15 protein-coding genes are annotated in these 19,173 nt (G+C 44.7%); 9 read left to right on the forward strand and 6 right to left on the reverse strand.

Translation table 11 applies throughout. The features are described 5' to 3' along the window. Positions 1-7 precede the first annotated feature (7 nt). The 5 genes from recJ (at position 8) to lpdA (ending at position 9,268) form a co-directional block, all read left to right on the forward strand. Positions 8-1,744, forward strand: coding sequence for a single-stranded-DNA-specific exonuclease RecJ (recJ, locus tag ACQEXU_RS04365; RefSeq protein WP_367989207.1), 1,737 nt, complete (start codon positions 8-10; stop codon positions 1,742-1,744). Positions 1,745-2,168: 424 nt separating this feature from the next. Continuing rightward, positions 2,169-2,936 carry a pyruvate dehydrogenase complex transcriptional repressor PdhR gene (pdhR, locus tag ACQEXU_RS04370; RefSeq protein WP_367987316.1) on the forward strand — a complete coding sequence of 256 codons (768 nt, stop codon included), beginning with the start codon at positions 2,169-2,171 and terminating at the stop codon, positions 2,934-2,936. 50 nt (positions 2,937-2,986) lie between these two features. Continuing rightward, positions 2,987-5,650 (forward strand): pyruvate dehydrogenase (acetyl-transferring), homodimeric type, encoded by a 2,664-nt coding sequence (aceE, locus tag ACQEXU_RS04375; RefSeq protein ID WP_427009838.1) that lies wholly within the window; start codon positions 2,987-2,989, stop codon positions 5,648-5,650. A gap of 30 nt (positions 5,651-5,680) precedes the next feature. Beyond that, a complete protein-coding gene (aceF, locus tag ACQEXU_RS04380; RefSeq protein WP_427009839.1) occupies positions 5,681-7,573 on the forward strand; it encodes a pyruvate dehydrogenase complex dihydrolipoyllysine-residue acetyltransferase in 1,893 nt (630 codons plus the stop codon). Between the two features lie 267 nt (positions 7,574-7,840). Further along, a complete protein-coding gene (gene lpdA / locus ACQEXU_RS04385; protein WP_367987314.1) occupies positions 7,841-9,268 on the forward strand; it encodes a dihydrolipoyl dehydrogenase in 1,428 nt (475 codons plus the stop codon). Positions 9,269-9,369: 101 nt separating this feature from the next. Here lpdA and ACQEXU_RS04390 read toward each other — a convergent pair whose 3' ends face one another. Then, positions 9,370-9,984 (reverse strand): LuxR/HapR/OpaR family quorum-sensing transcriptional regulator, encoded by a 615-nt coding sequence (locus ACQEXU_RS04390; protein ID WP_427009840.1) that lies wholly within the window; start codon positions 9,982-9,984, stop codon positions 9,370-9,372. A 299-nt stretch (positions 9,985-10,283) separates the two neighbouring features. On the opposite strand from ACQEXU_RS04390, the gene hpt reads away from it, so the two are divergent. Next, complete coding sequence (gene hpt, locus ACQEXU_RS04395; protein ID WP_427009841.1) at positions 10,284-10,814, forward strand: hypoxanthine phosphoribosyltransferase; 531 nt, start codon at positions 10,284-10,286, stop codon at positions 10,812-10,814. Positions 10,815-10,872: 58 nt separating this feature from the next. Here the strand turns inward: hpt and can are convergent, their stop codons facing one another. After that, the gene (can, locus tag ACQEXU_RS04400) at positions 10,873-11,541 is read right to left on the reverse strand and encodes a carbonate dehydratase (protein WP_367987311.1); all 669 of its coding nucleotides are present in this window, start codon (positions 11,539-11,541) and stop codon (positions 10,873-10,875) included. Between the two features lie 244 nt (positions 11,542-11,785). On the opposite strand from can, the gene ACQEXU_RS04405 reads away from it, so the two are divergent. From ACQEXU_RS04405 to ACQEXU_RS04415, 3 genes are all read left to right on the forward strand, one after another. Beyond that, entirely contained in the window at positions 11,786-13,456 is a 1,671-nt protein-coding gene (locus ACQEXU_RS04405) for a SulP family inorganic anion transporter (RefSeq protein ID WP_367989206.1), read from the forward strand. Between the two features lie 278 nt (positions 13,457-13,734). Beyond that, entirely contained in the window at positions 13,735-14,652 is a 918-nt protein-coding gene (locus tag ACQEXU_RS04410; protein WP_427009842.1) for an ABC transporter ATP-binding protein, read from the forward strand. A 1-nt stretch (position 14,653) separates the two neighbouring features. Next, positions 14,654-15,424, forward strand: coding sequence for an ABC transporter permease (locus ACQEXU_RS04415; RefSeq protein WP_367987309.1), 771 nt, complete (start codon positions 14,654-14,656; stop codon positions 15,422-15,424). A gap of 66 nt (positions 15,425-15,490) precedes the next feature. Here ACQEXU_RS04415 and panC read toward each other — a convergent pair whose 3' ends face one another. From panC to pcnB, 4 genes are read right to left on the reverse strand one after another with little or no spacing between them, the layout of a single operon-like run. Continuing rightward, complete coding sequence (panC, locus tag ACQEXU_RS04420) at positions 15,491-16,381, reverse strand: pantoate--beta-alanine ligase (protein ID WP_427009843.1); 891 nt, start codon at positions 16,379-16,381, stop codon at positions 15,491-15,493. An 11-nt stretch (positions 16,382-16,392) separates the two neighbouring features. Next, positions 16,393-17,187 (reverse strand): 3-methyl-2-oxobutanoate hydroxymethyltransferase, encoded by a 795-nt coding sequence (panB, locus tag ACQEXU_RS04425; RefSeq protein WP_367987307.1) that lies wholly within the window; start codon positions 17,185-17,187, stop codon positions 16,393-16,395. A gap of 23 nt (positions 17,188-17,210) precedes the next feature. After that, positions 17,211-17,696, reverse strand: coding sequence for a 2-amino-4-hydroxy-6-hydroxymethyldihydropteridine diphosphokinase (folK, locus tag ACQEXU_RS04430; RefSeq protein ID WP_427009844.1), 486 nt, complete (start codon positions 17,694-17,696; stop codon positions 17,211-17,213). After that, positions 17,693-19,060 carry a polynucleotide adenylyltransferase PcnB gene (gene pcnB / locus ACQEXU_RS04435; protein ID WP_427009845.1) on the reverse strand — a complete coding sequence of 456 codons (1,368 nt, stop codon included), beginning with the start codon at positions 19,058-19,060 and terminating at the stop codon, positions 17,693-17,695. Before pcnB ends, folK begins: the two co-directional genes overlap by 4 nt. Between the last annotated feature and the right edge of the window lie 113 nt (positions 19,061-19,173).

Below are 19,173 nucleotides of genomic sequence, written 5' to 3' on the forward strand. Positions count from 1 at the left end.
AATGATTATGATTGAAATTCAACGTCGCCCAGAAGCCGATTTAACTACGCTTCCAGATAGTATTCCTCCGTTACTCAAACGCATTTACATCAATCGCGGTATCAATAATGTCGAGCAGCTCGAAAAGGCTGCTAAGGCGCTGCATTCCTATCAAAAGCTTGGTGGCATAGACGCTGCGGTGACGTTGCTGTTTGATGCTTTACAGCAAAACAAACGCATTATTGTGGTGGGTGACTTTGATGCCGATGGCGCAACCAGCTCTGCCTTGTCTGTGCTTGCCTTACGTATGCTTGGCTCCAATAATGTGGATTATTTGGTACCAAACCGATTCGAAGATGGATATGGCCTAAGCCCAGAAGTGGTCGATCAAGCGATTGAGATTGGCGCAGAAGTGATCATGACGGTGGATAATGGTGTCTCTTCAATTGAAGGGGTTCGTTATGCAAAAGAGCAAGGGCTAACCGTTCTGGTGACGGATCATCACCTTCCTGGGCATGAACTGCCACAAGTGGATGCCATGGTGAATCCAAATCTGCACAGTTGTGACTTTCCTTCTAAAGCCTTGGCTGGTGTTGGTGTTGCTTTTTACTTGATGATGGCACTCTGCGTTCATATGCGCAAAATAGGTTGGTTTGCCGAGCAAGGCATGCCGGAGCCTAAGTTGATGGAACTGATTGACTTAGTTGCTTTGGGTACCGTTGCTGATGTAGTGCCTCTGGATGAAAATAATCGCATTTTGGTACACCAAGGGTTGCAGCGTATTCGCGCGGGTAAGGCTCGTCCCGGCATTCAAGCTCTGATTGAAGTGGCAAAGCGCGATGCTCGCCGCTTAGTTGCTTCTGATTTCGGATTCGCGCTAGGCCCAAGGATCAATGCCGCAGGCCGTTTAGATGATATGTCCTTTGGTGTTGAACTTTTGATGAGTAATAACATTCATGCTGCGCGAAGAATGGCGAGTGAACTGGACGGTTTAAATCAAACTCGTAAAGAGATTGAAGAAGGCATGAAGCAAGAGGCGATGGCGATTTGTGAGCGTCTGCAGTTTGGTGAGAACGACATGCCGCATGGATTGGTTTTGTTTCAACGTGACTGGCATCAAGGCGTTATCGGTATCTTAGCTTCCCGCATTAAGGATAAATTTCATCGCCCTGTGATTGCATTTGCTGATGGCGGTGAAGGTTCAATCAAAGGGTCATGCCGCTCGATCCCTGGTTTGCATATGCGCGATACGTTAGATCGTATAGATACGCAAAATCCCGGCTTGATCATTAAGTTTGGCGGTCATGCGATGGCTGCAGGTTTGACGATCTTAGAGAAAGATTTTGAGCGTTTTACACAGTTATTTAACCAAGCGGTGAAACAAGATCTTGATGAAGCGCTATTGAAAGGCGTCATCCTTTCTGATGGTGAGCTAAAACCAGAAGAATTTTCGATGACGGTTGCAGAAATGCTTCGTGCTGGTGGCCCATGGGGACAAGCATTTCCAGAGCCTGTTTTTGATGGTGAATTCAAAGTGTTGCATCAGAAACTGGTGGGGGAAAAGCATCTTAAGTTGATGTTGGAGCCACTTTTCAAAGGTCATCCAACGAACATTATGATTGATGGTATTGCCTTTAATATTGATTTACGCCGCTGGCCGGATGCTTCAGTCAAAACTGTACGCCTTGCTTACAAACTCGATATTAATGAGTTTCGTGGTAATCAGTCATTGCAGTTAATGATTGAGCATATAGAAGCTCGCTAGCTGGATACAGATGCGTATTGCTTAAGCCAGTGTTGCTTACAAAACTGAGATTCAACAGAGAGATATCAATGAGTTCAATAAAGCCGACTCTTTTGTAGTCGGTTTTCTTTTGCCTGTCACAAAATTTTCACCTTGCCATCTTCTCCTATCCACATCGATAAGTAATTCGTCATTTTTCTTTAAAAAATGCTAATTAATGTGATATCTGGCCAGAGAATCTCCTGTCTGTTTATATTTTGTAATTGGTAATACCAATTACTTTGCTGTTTTAATCAACTATTGTTATCAAAGTGTTGGGTTGTGGCTTGTTCTATGATTTGGGTCAATTTTTGGCTGGACACTGACGTTTTAATTATGTTAATTTCATCCCCATCTTAAAATTGGTATTACCAATTAACAGCAAAGAGTAAAAGAACAATAAATTATGGCTTATCAAAGGATTCGTCAGCCAAAGCTCTCAGATGTTATCGAGCAAGAATTAGAACGGTTGATTGTAGAAGGAACATTGTCTCCGGGGCAGCAGTTGCCACCAGAGCGCGAACTGGCAAAGCAGTTCGATGTTTCTCGCCCTTCGATTCGTGAAGCTATTCAACGCTTGGAAGCAAAAAAACTTCTTACTCGCCGACAAGGTGGTGGGACGTTTGTTAGTGAGAACATCTGGACAAGCTTTTCTGATCCTCTGCTAAATTTATTGTCTAGCCACTCGGAAACTCAGCTGGATCTACTGGAAACGCGTCATGCGATGGAAGGTATTTCTGCGTATTTTGCTGCTTTACGTGGTACCGACGAAGATTTTGCTCGTATTCAAGCGTGCTTGAAAACAATCAGTAGCGCTCAAGAAAATAAGAACATTGAAGGTGAAGCTACTGCAGTCATGCAGTTTCTAATCGCTTTGACGGAAGCGGCACATAACGTCGTTCTTCTTCACATTGTTCGAAGCTTGGCGCCACTGCTAGAGCAAAATATCTTACAGAATTTAAAGCTCTTACATCGCCGCGATGAAGTGGTCGAGAAAGTAAGTAAACACCGAGCCAATATTGTTGAAGCGATCGTTTCTGGTCAGCCTGAACAGGCGCGTGAAATGTGTCATTCACATTTGGCTTATATTGAAGAAACATTGTTGGATTTGACTCGTGAAGAGTCTCGACGAGAGCGTTCTTTGCGTCGAATTCAGCAAGGTAACGATTCATAAAGAAGCGTTACTTAAGTAACTAGATCCAACCAACAGAAGGATAGATCGCCATGTCTGACATGAAGCATGACGTAGATGCACTGGAAACTCAAGATTGGCTACAAGCCCTTGAATCCGTTGTTCGTGAAGAAGGTGTAGAACGTGCTCAGTTTCTATTAGAAACCGTTCTAGAAAAAGCACGTCTAGACGGCGTTGATATGCCAACTGGCATCAACACAAACTACATCAACACTATTCCAGCAGCACAAGAACCAGCTTACCCTGGTGATGTAACTCTTGAGCGTCGTATTCGTTCGATTATTCGCTGGAACGCAATCATGATCGTATTGCGTGCTTCTAAGAAAGACCTAGACCTAGGTGGTCATATGGCTTCTTACCAGTCAGCTGCAGCGTTCTACGAAGTTTGTTTCAACCACTTCTTCCGTGCTCCAAACGAGACGGACGGTGGCGATCTAGTTTACTACCAAGGTCACATTTCACCGGGTATCTACTCTCGTGCATTCGTTGAAGGTCGTCTAACTGAAGAGCAGCTAGACAACTTCCGTCAAGAAGTAGACGGTAAAGGTGTTCCTTCATACCCGCACCCTAAACTGATGCCTGAGTTCTGGCAATTCCCAACAGTATCTATGGGTCTTGGTCCAATATCTGCTATTTACCAAGCGCGTTTCCTTAAGTACCTAGAAGGCCGTGGCCTTAAAGATACTTCTGCTCAACGTGTCTACGCTTTCCTAGGCGACGGTGAGATGGATGAGCCAGAATCACGTGGTGCTATTTCTTTCGCTGCGCGTGAGAAACTAGACAACCTATGTTTCCTAATCAACTGTAACCTTCAGCGTCTAGATGGCCCTGTAATGGGTAACGGTAAGATCATTCAAGAGCTTGAAGGTCTATTTAAAGGTGCAGGTTGGAACGTAGTTAAAGTGATCTGGGGTAACAACTGGGATGCACTACTAGCTAAAGATACAACTGGTAAGCTACTACAGCTTATGAACGAAACGATCGATGGCGACTACCAAACATTCAAATCTAAAGATGGCGCATACGTACGTGAGCACTTCTTTGGTAAGTACCCAGAGACTGCTGCACTAGTTGCAGACATGACTGACGACCAAATCTTCGAATTGAAGCGTGGCGGTCATGACTCTTCTAAACTGTTCGCTGCATTCAACAATGCAAAAGAAACAAACGGCAAGCCAACGGTAATCCTAGCTAAGACTGTTAAAGGTTACGGCATGGGTGAAGCGGCTGAAGGTAAGAACATCGCTCACGGTGTTAAGAAGATGGACATGACTCACGTACAATACCTACGTGATCGTCTCGGTCTACAAGACATTCTTTCTGATGAGAAAGTGGCTGAGCTTCCATACCTAAAACTGGAAGAAGGTTCAGCGGAATACGAATACCTGCATGCTCGTCGTAAAGCTCTGAAAGGTTACACGCCACAGCGTCTGCCTAAGTTTACGCAAGAGTTCAAAGTACCTGAACTAGAAGAGTTCGCTCCTCTACTTGGTGCTCAGAAGCGTGAAATCTCAACGACTATGGCTTATGTACGTACGTTGAACATCCTGCTTAAAGATAAGAACATCGGTAAGAACATCGTTCCTATCATCTGTGATGAAGCGCGTACATTCGGTATGGAAGGTCTATTCCGTCAAGTGGGTATCTACAACCCAGACGGTCAAGAATACACACCTGAAGATAAAGGCATCGTTTCTTACTACAAAGAAGCAACATCAGGCCAAGTTCTTCAAGAAGGTATCAACGAACTAGGTTCAATGGCATCTTGGGTTGCTGCTGCTACTTCTTACAGCACAAACGATCTGCCAATGATCCCGTTCTACATCTACTACTCAATGTTCGGTTTCCAACGTATTGGTGACATGGCATGGCTAGCAGGTGACCAACAAGCTCGTGGCTTCCTACTAGGTGCTACAGCTGGTCGTACAACACTGAACGGTGAAGGTCTACAGCACGAAGATGGTCACTCGCACATTCAAGCGAACACTATCCCGAACTGTATCTCTTACGACCCAACATTCGCTTACGAGCTAGCTGTAATCATGCAAGACGGTATCCGTCGTATGTACGGTCCTGAGCAAGAAAACATTTACTACTACCTAACAGTAATGAATGAAAACTACGCAATGCCAGCAATGCCAGAAGGCGCTGAAGAAGGCATCCGTAAAGGTATCTACAAGCTTGAGTCTCACGAAGGTGCTAAGGGTAAAGTTCAGCTAATGAGCTCTGGTACTATCATGAACGAAGTACGTAAAGCAGCAATTATCCTAAGTGAAGAGTACGGCGTAGCATCTGACGTATTCTCTGTAACTTCATTCAACGAGCTAACTCGTGATGGCCAAAATGCAGAGCGCTACAACATGCTTCACCCAGAAGCTGAAGCGAAAGTGCCTTACATCACTACTGTTCTTGGTAACGAACCAGCAATCGCTGCGACGGATTACATGAAGAACTACGCTGAGCAAGTACGTGCATTCATGCCTACTGAATCTTACAAAGTTCTTGGTACTGACGGCTTCGGTCGCTCAGACAGTCGTGAAAACCTACGTCGTCACTTCGAAGTTAATGCAGGCTACGTAGTCGTTGCGGCACTAACTGAACTAGCGAAACGTGGTGATGTTGAGAAGTCTGTTGTGGCTGAAGCTATTGCTAAGTTCAACATCGACACTGAAAAAACAAACCCACTTTACGCTTAATACAGCGCTTAACTAGAAGGTAAATAAGCAATGGCAATCGAAATTAATGTACCTGACATCGGTGCGGATGAGGTTGAAGTTACTGAGATTCTTGTAAGCGTTGGCGACAAGGTTGAAGAAGAACAGTCTCTGATCACTGTAGAAGGCGACAAAGCTTCTATGGAAGTTCCAGCGTCTCAAGCAGGTATTGTTAAAGAAATCAAAGTTGCAGAAGGTGATTCTGTTACGACTGGTTCTCTTATCATGATTTTCGAAGCCGAGGGTGCAGCTGACGCTGCACCTGCTCCTGCGGCAGAAGCAGCTCCAGCAGCGGCTCCAGCTCCAGCAGCAGCGGCAGAGTTTAAAGAAGTTCACGTTCCTGATATCGGTGGCGACGAAGTAGAAGTTACTGAAATCATGGTTAAAGTTGGCGATGCAGTAGAAGAAGAGCAATCACTTCTAACTGTAGAAGGCGACAAAGCTTCTATGGAAGTACCAGCACCATTTGCAGGTACGGTTAAAGAGATCAAGATTGCTGAAGGTGATTCAGTAACAACTGGATCTCTTGTGATGGTATTCGAAGTAGCAGGCTCTGGTGCGCCAGTAGCAGCTGCTCCTGCAGTTGAAGCGGCTCCAGCAGCAGCTCCTGCGGCATCAGCAGAAAAAGAAGTTAGCGTTCCAGATATCGGCGGTGACGAAGTAGAAGTTACTGAGATCATGGTTAAAGTTGGCGATACAGTAGAAGAAGAGCAATCTCTAATCACTGTTGAAGGCGACAAAGCTTCTATGGAAGTACCAGCACCATTCGCAGGTACAGTTAAAGAGATCAAGATTGCTGAAGGCGACAAAGTAACGACTGGCTCTCTAATCATGGTATTCGAAGTTGCAGGCGCAGCACCTGCTCCTGCAGCGGCTCCAGCTCAAGCAGCGGCACCTATAGCAGCACCAGCTCCTAAAGCTGAAGCTCCAGCGGCAGCAGCTCCAGCAGCGACTGGCGATTTCCAAGAAAACAACGATTACGCACATGCGTCTCCAGTTGTTCGTCGTCTTGCACGTGAATTCGGCGTTAACCTATCTAAGGTTAAAGGTACAGGTCGTAAGAGCCGTATTCTTAAAGAAGACGTTCAAGCTTACGTTAAAGATGCACTTAAGCGTCTTGAGTCTGGTGCTGTAGCATCTGGCAAAGGCGACGGTGCAGCTCTTGGTCTACTACCTTGGCCAAAAGTTGATTTCAGCAAATTCGGTGAGACTGAAGTTCAGAAGCTTTCTAAGATCAAGAAGATCTCAGGTGCTAACCTACACCGTAACTGGGTAATGATCCCTCACGTTACACAGTGGGACAACGCTGATATCACTGAGCTAGAAGCATTCCGTAAAGAGCAGAATGCTATCGAAGCGAAGAAAGACACTGGTATGAAGATCACGCCACTTGTCTTCATCATGAAAGCAGCGGCTAAAGCGCTTGAAGCGTTCCCTGCGTTCAATTCTTCTCTATCTGAAGATGGCGAAAGCATCATTCTGAAGAAATACGTGAACATCGGTATCGCAGTAGATACGCCTAACGGCCTAGTTGTTCCTGTATTTAAAGACGTGAACAAGAAAGGCATCTACGAGCTATCTGAAGAGCTAATGGCTGTTTCTAAGAAAGCACGTGCTGGTAAGCTAACTGCGGCTGACATGCAAGGCGGTTGTTTCACAATCTCAAGCCTTGGTGGTATCGGCGGCACAGCATTTACGCCAATCGTAAACGCGCCAGAAGTTGGTATCCTTGGTGTGTCTAAGTCTGAAATGAAACCTGTATGGAACGGTAAAGAATTCGAACCTCGCTTACAGCTTCCACTGTCTCTATCATACGACCACCGTGTGATCGATGGTGCTGAAGGGGCGCGCTTCATTACTTTCCTAAATGGTGCGCTATCAGACATTCGTCGTCTAGTTCTTTAATTCGGATTTAGATGATTTTAGAGGCGGCAACTGAGCCGCCTCTGTTAATAAATAGCGATGATTTGCCAGCTATCCCTTACAAGAGTTGAGGGATTCTCAAGCGAATTGTCGTCTAGCTCACAGGCTAAATTGATTTACTTTTCACACCATTAACATCTCTGTAAACTGTTGGCGGTCTGAAAATAATGTTTAAAACAAACCACACGTAAAACAAATCGAATCAATACCTACTCAGCCTGTTAGGGATAATGACTACAAGAGGTCAAAATGAGCAAAGAAATTAAAGCCCAGGTAGTAGTACTTGGTGCCGGTCCTGCTGGTTACTCCGCTGCATTCCGTTGTGCAGACTTAGGTCTGGACACTGTTCTTATCGAGCGTTACAGCACTCTTGGTGGTGTGTGTCTAAATGTGGGTTGTATCCCATCAAAAGCACTTCTACACGTATCTAAAGTTATCGAAGAAGCAAAAGCGTTAGCAGAACACGGCATCGTATTCGGCGAACCTCAAACTGATATCGATAAAATCCGTAAGTGGAAAGAGAAAGTTATTAACCAATTGACTGGCGGTCTTGGCGGTATGGCGAAGATGCGTAAAGTAAACGTGGTTAATGGTTTTGGTAAATTCACTGGTCCTAACACGATTGAAGTGGAAGGCGAAGAAGGCAAAACTGTTGTTAACTTTGACAACGCGATCGTTGCTGCGGGCTCTCGTCCAATCAAGCTGCCATTTATTCCTCATGAAGATCCACGTATCTGGGACTCAACAGACGCGCTAGAGCTGAAAGAAGTTCCTGGAAAACTTCTGATCATGGGTGGTGGTATCATCGGCCTAGAAATGGGTACGGTTTATCACTCGCTAGGTTCTCAAATCGACGTTGTTGAAATGTTCGACCAAGTTATCCCAGCTGCGGATAAAGATATCGTGAAAGTGTACACTAAGCGTATCAAGAACAAGTTCAACCTAATGCTAGAAACCAAAGTAACGGCAGTTGAAGCGAAAGAAGATGGTATCTACGTTTCAATGGAAGGCAAGAAAGCACCAGCAGAAGCTGAGCGCTACGATGCTGTTCTTGTTGCTATCGGTCGTGTACCTAACGGTCAGCTTATCGACGGTGAGAAAGCGGGTCTAGAAATCGACGAGCGCGGCTTCATCAACGTTGATAAGCAGATGCGCACTAACGTACCTCATATCTTTGCTATCGGGGATATCGTTGGTCAACCAATGCTTGCTCACAAAGGTGTGCATGAAGGTCACGTTGCTGCAGAAGTTATTGCGGGTAAGAAGCACTACTTCGATCCGAAAGTAATTCCTTCAATTGCTTACACTGAGCCAGAAGTGGCATGGGTTGGTAAGACTGAGAAAGAAGCAAAAGCGGAAGGCATTAACTACGAAGTAGCGACATTCCCATGGGCTGCGTCAGGTCGTGCAATCGCATCTGACTGCGCGGATGGTATGACGAAGCTTATCTTCGATAAAGAAACTCACCGCGTAATCGGTGGTGCTATCGTTGGTACGAACGGTGGTGAGCTACTAGGTGAAATCGGCCTTGCAATCGAAATGGGTTGTGATGCAGAAGATATCGCACTGACTATCCACGCTCACCCAACGTTACACGAATCAGTGGGCTTAGCGGCAGAAGTATTTGAAGGTACAATCACTGACCTACCAAATGCAAAAGCGAAGAAGAAAAAGTAATTTTTCATCGATAGATAAATTAAAACCGCTGCATTGCAGCGGTTTTTTTATATCTGATTAAAAAAGCCAGCGAGATGCTGGCTTTAGATCAACAAGATCTTTTACTGCTCATGCTTGTAAATGCAAAGCATATCTAGGTAGCTTTGAGTGAGTTTCTCAATCGCTTTTTGGTTATGTACTCGGTTTGATTGAACAAACAATGAGTAGCAGATACCGTGGAAAAGCGTCGCAAGATCTGCAGGATCGTGCTCATCACACACTTCACCACGTTCTATTGCTTTGACAAACATATTTTGTACTAGAAGTTGGTTGGTACGGTTAGTTGTTACAAATAACGGCCAAACTTCATCACGTGTTGATGCACTCCATTCAAACCATACTTTTAGCCAGTGGCAGTCATTGACGACAAGCTCAACCATCGCTGAGGTGAGATTTTGTAAATTCTCACGAGCAGGTAAGTCGAGGTCAATGTTGTCTGATAAGAAGTTAGAGAATTGACGAACTACATAATTGAGAACATCGTCAACTAAGTCTTCTCGAGTTGGGAAGTAGTTAAATACCGTTGCAACTGAAACCTGAGCGATTTCAGCAATATCGGCGTGACCACCACGTCCAATTCCTCGACGAGCAAACACTTCTAATGAAATTTCCATCAGTTGTTGCTTACGTTTTTGTGGAGAAAGACGGGTTCGCGGTCTTTTAGCTATTGTGTCCATAATAGATTAATCCTTGCCAATTGAGTTGTTATAGTGGGCTTATGCCCTATTTAGTATTTTATTATTGTGCTTAAAGCTATATGAGTGTAATGGTGCATATTCGTCAGGTCAACGGTTTCCGATTAATTTATAATCACTTTTGTTAATAAGTAATTGCTTGATTGCTGTTCGATGTTGAAAAAAATGCGAACGGCTGTGTGGTTTTTTCATTGCTACAGGAATGATAGAATGCCGACCTAAACGATTACGTCATAGCTGAGCTATAGTCAGCTATTGTCCCTAGTAAAAACGAGATTGGTATGAAACATACAGTAGAAGTAATGATTTCTGAGCAAGAGGTCAGCAAACGAGTACAAGAGCTAGGTAAACAGATTACTGAGCACTATAAAGGTAGCGAAGATCTGGTCATGGTTGGCTTACTACGCGGATCATTTGTATTTATGGCTGATTTGGCACGTGCAATCGATATTACTCACTGCGTTGATTTCATGACGGCATCGAGCTATGGCAACACAATGGAAAGTTCTCGCGATGTTCGCATCCTTAAAGATCTGGATGATGACATTAAAGGAAAAGACGTTCTATTGGTCGAAGATATTATCGATACTGGTAATACTTTGAATAAAGTTAAAGAAATCCTGAGCCTTCGTGAACCTAAGTCTATTGAAATTTGTACTTTACTCGATAAGCCATCTCGCCGTGAGGTTGATGTTGATGTGAAGTGGATCGGTTTCGAAATTCCTGATGAGTTTGTTGTTGGTGTCGGTATTGATTACGCGCAAAAATATCGTCACTTACCATACATTGGTAAGGTTGTGCCGCAAGAATAAACCGAGTGCTTTAATAAAACGCCCGCTGTGTCAGCGGGCGTTTTTGTTTATATCGCGTCTAGCGACAGAGTAGTGTGCGTTCAGGATTTAAAATGGAATCCATTGCTTTTTGATAAGAGGTTTCTACCGTCTCTCTTGAGTTGGACCGTACGCCAAGATACTGTAATTTGCCATCACCAATTCCATATACGACACCGTGGATTTCGACTTCCTGCCCACGTTCCCATGCGTTTTGCATGATGGTTGAATTACCTAAGTTATAAACTTGCTCGGCAACGTTGATTTCTCCGAGTTTGTCTGCACGATCGGCTTCTGGCATTTCATCTAAGTAACTACGATGCTTAAAGTAGAGATCGCGTATATGAAGCAACCAATTATTGATAAGACCTAATTGCGGGTTATCAATCGCGGCATTGACGCCACCACAGCCATAATGACCACAGACAATGACATGCTTCACTTTGAGGACATCAACTGCGTACTGAACGACTGATAAGCAATTTAAGTCGGTATGGATGACTTGATTGGCTACATTTCGGTGAACAAATAACTCTCCAGAATAGAGTCCAGTTAGTCTTTCGGCGGGAACGCGGCTGTCTGAGCAACCAATCCATAAAAAGCCAGGACTCTGGCCTTCTTCTAATTTACTGAAATATTCTGGGCTCTCTGCTTTGAGTGATTCAGACCACTTCGAATTGTTATCAAAAAGCTGTTTAATTTCCGGCATCTTACGGACCAATGATTAAAGAAAACTTGCACCACTATACACAATGTTACAATTTCTATCCCGGAAAAAGTGACCGATGTTGCACTCATCTGACGTGTTCTTGCACCAAAAAATCATAAACTTAGCCGATATACTAACGAATGGTTATAAGTAAGCAAAAAGCGATAAGATTAAACCTTATCGATGATGCATAACATTTGTTAAAGTTGTACGGTTTAATTGTTTAACAGCAGGGAGCAGTATGTTGTTTGGACGTCGTTTTGAAGACATCAACCTAAAAGGGGATGCATTTGGTGGTGTAACGACTGCCATTATCTCTTTGCCTTTAGCCTTAGCGTTTGGTGTGGCATCTGGGGCAGGAGCGGAAGCCGGCCTTTGGGGTGCGATTATGGTGGGCTTATTTGCTTCACTATTTGGTGGCTCCAATACCCTAATTTCTGAGCCCACCGGTCCAATGACGGTGATCATGACAGCGGTGTTAACCAGCATGATGGCGAAGTACCCAGAGACGGGTATGGCGATGACTTTTACTGTGGTTATGATGGCGGGGGCTTTTCAGGTTTTATTAGGGACGCTTAAGCTTGGAAAATACGTCACTTTGATGCCATATAGTGTGATTTCCGGCTTTATGTCGGGAATTGGGGTGATCCTCATAATCTTGCAGTTATCTCCTTTGCTTGGTCACCCAGCCCCTTCAGGTGGTGTGTTAGGCACTTTGTCTGCACTACCGGATACAATATCAAACCTGAAGTTTAGTGAACTGTTTTTAGGCCTATTGACGTTAGGTATCTTATTCTTTTTCCCTAAACAATATCGCAAGTATGTCCCAGCACAGTTAGTCGCGCTGGTAGCCGTGACATTACTGTCGGTTATTCTATTTGATGCTGAAGATATTCGCCGTATTGGTGAAATTCCAGCTGGCTTACCTTCACTTGTGATTCCCCATATTGATCCGGCAATGTTCACTGAAATGGTGATTGATGCTTTGGTATTGGGCACGCTTGGGTGTATTGATACTTTATTAACTGCGGTAATTGGTGACTCGCTCACCCGTAAAGAGCATGATTCCGACAAAGAGCTGCGCGGCCAAGGTTTAGCCAACATGATTTCCGGTCTGTTTGGTGCTTTACCGGGTGCTGGTGCGACCATGGGCACAGTCACGAATATCCAAGTTGGCGCACGTTCACCGTTGTCTGGTGTGATTCGGGCGTTGATTCTTGCGCTGGTGGTCTTGGTTGCAAGTGGTTTGACTGAACCTATCCCTATGGCTGTATTAGCTGGTATTGCTGTTTATGTGGGTTTCAATATTCTTGACTGGAGCTTTATCCAACGCGCGCACAAAGTCAGTTTCCCAGGTATGGCAGTAATGTATGGCGTTATGTTGCTGACAGTATTTGTGGACTTGATTGTGGCAGTTGGCTTGGGGGTATTTATCTCCAATATCATTATCATTGAACGTTTGAGTCGAGAGCAAGCAAGACAAGTGAAGGCGATTAGTGATGCAGATGAAGACGATGTGCCTTTAACGGACAGTGAGCGTGCTTTGTTGGATCGGGCGGATGGTAAGGTACTATTTTTCTACCTGTCTGGACCTATGATTTTCAGTGTATCGAAAGCCATTTCACGCCAACACAGCAGTATCGCGGACTATGAAGCCATGGTTCTTGATTTGACGGATGTACCAATGATCGATGTGACTGTTGGTTTAGCACTTGAAAACGCAATTAAAGATGCATTGGATGCCAATTGTCGTGTCTATTTGTTGTGTCCAAATGAGCAAACACGCCAGCAACTGGAAAAGTTTCATGTATTGGATTTGGTTCCGGATGAAAATACTTACTCATTCCGTTATGAAGCTTTGAAGGCCGTTGTTCGCCATATGGGTGATGATGAGCATGAGTTGAACGTCGTTTAGTTAGAAAATAGCATTATTTCCTTTATTGTACGCCGCAGGAAATCAGTCCTGCGGCGTATTTTTTTATCAATATTTCGAAAAAAGCCGAAAGGTTTGATTGTGTTCATCGTTATTCGACGATAAACTAATCCAAATCATCTCTCGTATTGATATTGACAATATATCTTGGCTTTTCTGTGGGTTCAAAGGGTATTGCGATACGAGTATCCTCAATCCAAGTTATTGAATTCCCTTGGATGATAGAGTTAGCAAAACAAGCAAAATGGTAATGTGACGCAATGTATGCATTGGAAATAGAACAGCTTCGCAAAACGTATGCGGGTGGATTTGAAGCATTGAAAGGCATTAGCCTGAATGTTGAGAAAGGCGATTTTTATGCCTTACTCGGACCTAATGGGGCAGGTAAATCAACCACCATCGGGGTGATTTCTTCTTTAGTTAATAAGACCTCTGGCAAGGTAAAAGTGTTTGGTTTCGATATCGATACCGACTTGGAATTAGCGAAGCAAAATTTAGGGCTCGTTCCACAAGAGTTTAACTTTAACCAGTTTGAGACAGTAAAGCAGATCGTCATGCAGCAAGCGGGCTATTACGGCGTCTCTAAATCATTAGCGGAAGAAAGAGCAGAAAAGTATCTATCTAAACTCGATCTTTGGGAAAAACGCAATGAACGTGCACGAAATCTGTCAGGTGGCATGAAGCGTCGTTTAATGATTGCACGTGCGCTCATGCATGAGCCTCAACTGCTCATTCTCGATGAACCAACCGCTGGGGTTGATATTGAACTGCGCCGCTCTATGTGGGAGTTCCTCAAGGAAATTAACTCCGAGCAAGGCATCACCATCATTCTCACCACTCATTACCTTGAAGAAGCAGAAATGCTGTGTCGCAATATCGGTATCATCAACAAAGGTGAGCTGATAGAGAACACCACCATGAAGAGCTTGCTGAATAAGTTGCAGGTGGAAACCTTCATCCTCGATCTTGAGGAAGGTGCACCAGAGCCGAAACTGGAAGGAGTGATTAAACAGCAGTTTAGTGTCGGTTCTTTGGAAATTGAAATAGAGAAGACTCAAGGGCTGAACGGTATTTTTACTCAGTTAACCGAGCAAGGAGTAAAGGTATTGTCGATGCGAAATAAAGCCAATCGATTAGAAGAGCTGTTTGTCAGCATCGTGAGAGAAGGGGGCGAATAACATGTATCAGTTGTATTGGACGGCTTTTCGCAGCTTGCTGGCTAAAGAGATCAATCGTTTTACGCGGATCTGGGTGCAAACTCTAGTTCCGCCAGCGATCACCATGACGTTGTATTTCATCATTTTCGGTAGCCTGATTGGCTCCAGAATCGGTGAAATGAATGGCTTTAGTTATATGGAATATATCGTTCCGGGTTTGATCATGATGTCAGTGATCACCAATTCGTACTCGAACGTGGCATCGTCATTCTTTAGCGCTAAGTTTCAACGGAATATTGAAGAGCTGTTAGTGGCTCCTGTGCCAAATTACGTGATCATCGCAGGGTTTGTCATGGGTGGGGTCGTTCGCGGCTTATTGGTTGGCACTATCGTGACCTGCGTATCGCTATTTTTTGTTGATTTGCAGGTGGATCACTGGGGGATCATCATTGCAACGGTATTTATGACTTCCATTGTGTTTGCGCTTGGTGGGTTGATTAACGCGGTTTTTGCCAAGACGTTCGATGATATCTCAATCATTCCGACTTTTGTGTTAACGCCTTTGACATACCTAGGTGGCGTCTTCTATTCGATCAGTTTATTGCCGGAGTTTTGGCAAGGGGTATCAAAAATAAATCCGATTGTTTATATGGTAAATGCGTTCCGTTATGGGTTTCTTGGTGTTTCTGATGTTGGCATCATCACGTCATTTTCTGTCTTGAGTGTATTTATTGTGGCCTTGTATGCGGTTGCACACTATTTGGTAACCCGTGGTATTGGGCTGCGCTCGTAACCATAAATATTGTCGGCAATAAAAAAGGGTTGATGTAATCATCAACCCTTTTTTTGTTTTCTGATGTTATTCCGTTTCAGCCGCGGAATCTTCTTCTTTCACTTCAGCGGACATTTCTACCGTTTGATTATCAATCAAACGTGCTTTTCCTAAGAAAGCTGACATAAGAATAACGGCCTGTGTAGTTTCAGCTGTAATCGCTTGTAGTGTGCGTGCATCACGGATGAAGATTTCATCAGGCTGCAAACCCGCAGCACGCAATTGATCATTTGCGTCTTCAACAATGGAATCGTAGTCGTCGCGTCCACCGCGCATAGCGCTGCTGATCCAGCGCATTGTACGCGCTAGTACTGGCGCACGTTGGCGTTCATCAATGGTCAGTAGGCCATTACGTGAGCTCATCGCTAGGCCATCCATTTCGCGTACGGTAGCGACACCAATAATTTCGATATCCATGGCGAGGTCATCCACCATCTTGCGAATAACCGCAAGCTGCTGGAAGTCTTTTTCACCAAAGCAAGCAACGTCAGGTTGTACAATATTGAATAGCTTGGTGACAATTGTTGCGACGCCACGGAAGTGACCTGGGCGAGAAGCCCCTTCCAGAATGGTTGATAACCCGGGTACTTCGACAAACGTTTGTTTATCTAGGCCTTCTGGGTAGATGATTTCTGGAGTCGGTGTAAAGACCAAATCGACATTCTCAGCAGCAAGTTTAGCTAGATCGTCTTCAAGTGTGCGTGGGTAATTGTTGAGATCATCAGCACGCTCAAATTGCATTGGGTTGACGAAAATGCTTACCACGACGACGTCTGCGTGTTCTCGAGCTTTACGAACCAGAGTCAAGTGGCCTTCATGCAAATTACCCATTGTCGGAACAAAAGCAACTTTACGGCCTTCTCGTTTGTGAAGTTTGATTTGTTCACGCAAGGCGGAAATTTCAGCAAAAGTTTCCATCTGTTAATCCTCTAGGCAATGGTATGAGCGTCGTCTGGGAAGGCTCCGCTTTGTACATCTTCGATGTATTTCGCAACGGCTTGTCGCATATCACCAGTTTCTGCCAAAAAGTTTTTCGAGAATTTAGGCATGTAGTTAGCAGAAATACCAAACATATCGTGCATGACAAGGATCTGGCCATCAGTCACGTTACCAGCACCAATACCAATCACAGGCACATCTAGAACCTCAGTGATGCGCGCAGCTAAGCTTGCAGGTACACACTCAAGTAATACAATTTGCGCTCCTGCTTCTTGAAGGGCTAGGGCATCTTTCACCATGCGATCGGCTTTTTCTTGATCACGGCCTTGGACCTTATATCCACCGAAAATATTGACAGATTGTGGGGTTAGCCCTAGATGAGCACAAACGGGTACCGCGCGTTCAGCGAGCATTTTTACGGTCTCAACTAACCAGTCACCACCCTCAATTTTTACCATGTTTGCACCAGCCTGCATTAGCTTTGCAGCATTCTCACAGGCTTGTTCAGGCGTTGCGTAACTCATAAATGGCATGTCGGCCATGAGCAATGAGTTTGGGCTGCCTGCGCGAACACAGCGAGTATGATAAGCGATGTCTTCAACAGTCACGGGGAGGGTATCTGGCTTTCCTTGCAGTACCATTCCTAGGGAATCCCCAACTAGAAGAACAGGCATTTCCTGACTTTCAAATAACTGAGCAAAGCTCGCATCATAAGCGGTGGAAGTAGCAAATTTACGACCTTCTTGTTTCCACTTCATTAGGTCGTTAATGGTAATTTTTTTCATCGTTTTTCCTTACTAGGAGTTGGCTACGATTGCCAAATTCTGAGGCCATTTCTGTCTACTTGTTTCAGTAGCTCAGATAACTCAGTCCCATCAGGGAGCGTTAAACTTGGTGCGATTTCAGCGAGTGGGTAGAGAACAAACTCTCTTTCTTTCATTCCGTAGTGGGGAATGGTTAACCGTTCGGAATCCATCACCTCATTGCCATAAAGGATGATATCGAGATCTAAGGTTCTTGGGCCCCAGCGTTCATCTTTACGGACACGCCCTTGTTCTTGTTCAATTGCTTGAGTGCAATTGAGCAGCTCAAGAGGCGTTAATTCAGTTTCAATTGCCACGACAGCGTTGATGTAATCGGGCTGATCTTGCGGTCCCATAGGGCTGCTACTATACAGCATCGAAGCCTGAAGGAGTGTTGACTTCGGTAGGGTTTTTAACGCGTCAATGGCACTGTTTGCCTGCGTGACTGGATCAGACAAATTACTGCCGACTGCTATGTATGCAGTGATCATGATTTTGCCTTCGATTTTTTCTTACGAAAGGTCTTGCGACGACGCTGGCGTGGTTTTGTATCATCACTGCTATCGAGATCAGCTACCATGGCTTGGCGCATATTGCGACCCGCGTTTTGGAAGGTTTCCCACCATTTTGCCAGTTTCGCTGTTTCTTCACCTTCGATTTCACCGCGCATTTCTAAGAAGTCGAAACCAGCACGGAACTTATTGAGCTCCATAAGACGGAATGCGCGTTTTCCGTTGCGGCGAGGCATACGAAGTTGTAACTGCCAAATTTCGCGAATGGTTGCAGTATGACGGCGAGGGATCGCAATGGTTTTAACTTGCTCATCCAGCACAATGTTGCTGGCTTCCATGACGGCATCATAGTAAGAGAAGTTACGCTCTTCCATCAGTTTCTCTGCGACAGCTTGAAGCGGGTACCATAGCATTGCTGCAAACATGAAAGCTGGGTTAATTCGTTTCCCTTCTTCTACGCGAATGTCGGTTGAGTCCAGCACTAGATCCAGCATTTGCTCTGTTTTGGAAGCATATTCGGCCGTGAAGTAATGGGACACGCTTGGGAACAGTTGCTGGAATAGGTTGTATTCACGCATTAGATGGTAGGTTTCTAATCCGTGACCTGATTGCAGCATCTTGAGTGATTCTTCGTATAAGCGAGCTGCTGGAATATCTCTAAGTAACCCGGCCAACTCTTCAATCGGAGCAGCGGTTTCCTCTTCGATATCGAAATCTAATTTTACAGCAAATCGTACAGCACGAAGCATGCGAACAGGGTCTTCACGGTAGCGCGTTTCAGGATCGCCGATTAAACGGATCAGTTTATCTTCGAGATCTTCGATACCTCCCGCGTAATCATGAATCGCGTAGTTGGCAATGTTGTAGTACATCGCGTTGACGGTAAAGTCTCGACGCTCTGCATCTTCATCAATACTTCCGTACACGTTATCACGCAGCAACATGCCTTCTTTCGATTGCTGTGACACGTTCTTACTTGGCTCTTGGTGATGACCTCGGAAAGTCGCAACTTCGATGATGTCACGGCCAAACATAATATGTGCGAGGCGGAATCGGCGGCCGATAAGACGACAGTTCTTAAATAAATGTCGAATCTGCTCAGGTGTTGCGTTGGTTGCGATATCAAAATCTTTTGGATGGTGCTCAAGGAGGAGATCTCGAACGCCACCACCAACTAGAAATGCATCGAAGCCGGCACTATGAAGTCGGTATAGCACCTTGAGTGCATTGTCACTGATCTGCTTACGGGAAATATTATGCTCTTCGCGAGTAATAATATTGAGGGCAAGATCTGCATATCCAGCGGATTCGCTTGGTGTATAGTCGTTTTTATTCATGTGCATCTGGCAATATACCCGTTGATTGAGAGGCGGATAAACCACTCCAATTTATTGGTGTATAACTGTTAATTCCAATTTTGCTTCAGTTTAAATTTGTCACCCTAAGGGCGAATTTG

The organism is Vibrio sp. TRT 21S02, from assembly GCF_050113675.1.
In the GTDB taxonomy this organism is placed as follows: Bacteria; Pseudomonadota; Gammaproteobacteria; order Enterobacterales; family Vibrionaceae; genus Vibrio.

What these genes read in the sequence shown, in the direction of transcription:
- recJ (WP_367989207.1), top strand. Translation starts at nt 8, where the DNA reads ATGATTGAAATTCAACGTCGCCCAGAAGCCGATTTAACTACGCTTCCA.
- pdhR (WP_367987316.1), top strand. Translation starts at nt 2,169, where the DNA reads ATGGCTTATCAAAGGATTCGTCAGCCAAAGCTCTCAGATGTTATCGAG.
- aceE (WP_427009838.1), top strand. Translation starts at nt 2,987, where the DNA reads ATGTCTGACATGAAGCATGACGTAGATGCACTGGAAACTCAAGATTGG.
- aceF (WP_427009839.1), top strand. Translation starts at nt 5,681, where the DNA reads ATGGCAATCGAAATTAATGTACCTGACATCGGTGCGGATGAGGTTGAA.
- lpdA (WP_367987314.1), top strand. Translation starts at nt 7,841, where the DNA reads ATGAGCAAAGAAATTAAAGCCCAGGTAGTAGTACTTGGTGCCGGTCCT.
- ACQEXU_RS04390 (WP_427009840.1), bottom strand. Translation starts at nt 9,984, where the DNA reads ATGGACACAATAGCTAAAAGACCGCGAACCCGTCTTTCTCCACAAAAA.
- hpt (WP_427009841.1), top strand. Translation starts at nt 10,284, where the DNA reads ATGAAACATACAGTAGAAGTAATGATTTCTGAGCAAGAGGTCAGCAAA.
- can (WP_367987311.1), bottom strand. Translation starts at nt 11,541, where the DNA reads ATGCCGGAAATTAAACAGCTTTTTGATAACAATTCGAAGTGGTCTGAA.
- ACQEXU_RS04410 (WP_427009842.1), top strand. Translation starts at nt 13,735, where the DNA reads ATGTATGCATTGGAAATAGAACAGCTTCGCAAAACGTATGCGGGTGGA.
- ACQEXU_RS04415 (WP_367987309.1), top strand. Translation starts at nt 14,654, where the DNA reads ATGTATCAGTTGTATTGGACGGCTTTTCGCAGCTTGCTGGCTAAAGAG.
- panC (WP_427009843.1), bottom strand. Translation starts at nt 16,381, where the DNA reads ATGGAAACTTTTGCTGAAATTTCCGCCTTGCGTGAACAAATCAAACTT.
- panB (WP_367987307.1), bottom strand. Translation starts at nt 17,187, where the DNA reads ATGAAAAAAATTACCATTAACGACCTAATGAAGTGGAAACAAGAAGGT.
- folK (WP_427009844.1), bottom strand. Translation starts at nt 17,696, where the DNA reads ATGATCACTGCATACATAGCAGTCGGCAGTAATTTGTCTGATCCAGTC.
- pcnB (WP_427009845.1), bottom strand. Translation starts at nt 19,060, where the DNA reads ATGCACATGAATAAAAACGACTATACACCAAGCGAATCCGCTGGATAT.